General features: G+C 39.2%; 1 protein-coding gene and 1 pseudogene. Both read left to right on the plus strand.

Features of this window, described 5'->3' with window-relative positions; translation table 11 throughout:
• The first annotated feature begins 162 nt into the window (after positions 1-162).
• The gene (locus IM273_RS22145; RefSeq protein WP_117092929.1) at positions 163-558 is read left to right on the plus strand and encodes a hypothetical protein; all 396 of its coding nucleotides are present in this window, start codon (positions 163-165) and stop codon (positions 556-558) included.
• A gap of 3 nt (positions 559-561) precedes the next feature.
• Positions 562-1,427 (plus strand): annotated as a pseudogene (locus IM273_RS22150) (fibronectin type III domain-containing protein); the annotation flags it as partial.

Genomic DNA, 1,427 nt, shown 5'->3' on the forward strand with positions numbered 1-1,427 from the left:
CTACTGTTAGTCTTAATAGTCTATGGAAGAAATTAGACAAAACACAACGCCTACTTTCCAGTACTAGTATTCACCAATCCACACATAAGGGTGATAAGTTCTTTGACCTAATCGGCATCATAAATAGTTCAGAACAATTCTGGAAAGCGAGTAAGAAATAACATGAATAAAGGTTTAATTACCGAGTACCTAAGCACATACGCAAATACACCAATAGAATATGGCACAATGGATTGCCATATCATGGCATTAACCGTTATTGATATGATTATGGGTACTCAATATAAAGATGAGATTTACCAGAAATATAAATCTGCATCAGGTGGACGCAAGTACGCAAAAGATAACTGTACATATCCAACGCTAAAGAAACTATGTGAAGCAAAGGGTGAATTAGTAGATACACCACGTGATGGTGATATCCTTCTAGCTAATGATCACTGTACTGTATTCTGGAGAGACAAAGTAATAGTAATGAATGATGAAAAGGTATTCAAAGTTCAACGCTATTCACAAGAAGAACAAAAATATAAAGTGTATAGATTCACGGAGGAATAATATATGGCAGTAGCAGCATTAGCCGCCGCAGTAATCGCGGGTGCATCAGCCGCCGCCGCAACCTACGCCGCAGTAGGTTTAGTAGCAGCAATCGCAATTGGTGCAGCAGTAACAGCACTATCCTATATTGCATCAAGTCAGATGATGAATGTAGGCCAACAAGGGGTAAGTTATCCAAGTACAGGTACTAGTAATGCCCGATCAACATCGCCCAGCACGGGCATTCCTATCGTGTACGGTGGATCTAACCGAAATAAAGATGAAGTAGCATATGTAAAAGTAGGTTCTATCGTAGTTTGGCAAAACGTTTACAAAGGTGAGTCTAACCAACTATGTTCCGTACATTGCCTTAGTATTGGTGAGATTGGACAAGTACCCGGAGAAACACAAGCAGGTGTAATTAAGCAGCTCTATTTTGACAACGTCCCAGTACTACGTGATGATGCATATATTACACAGGAAGGTATTATTCCTGAATCAATGCTAATTGAGAAGTTCCGCAAGTTCCTACAGATTGAAGTACGTTTTGGTAAACCTACATACGGTGGTTCAATGACGTTAGCCCGTCAATATGGCGGCAGTAAATGGACTGATGATATGCGTGGTGATGGTCTAGTACAGGTCTGTACGGTCATTAATAAAACTAACGGTAGTCTTACTGATGGTATTCTAACTAATATGAACTACGTACTATCAGCAGAGATTAGAGGTAGAAACATCTATGATCTAACTGATAACGTACTAAAACCTTCAAGCAATCCACCAAGCCAGTTATATGACTTTATGACAAATACAGAATTTGGTTTCGGTACAGATCCAAATGATATTGATATTGCCTCTTTCCGTAATATTGCACAGTACTGTAAAGA

The organism is Enterobacter cloacae complex sp. P13B (assembly GCF_014895915.1).
Lineage (GTDB): Bacteria > Pseudomonadota > Gammaproteobacteria > Enterobacterales > Enterobacteriaceae > Enterobacter > Enterobacter bugandensis.

What these genes read in the sequence shown, in the direction of transcription:
- IM273_RS22145 (WP_117092929.1), top strand. Translation starts at nt 163, where the DNA reads ATGAATAAAGGTTTAATTACCGAGTACCTAAGCACATACGCAAATACA.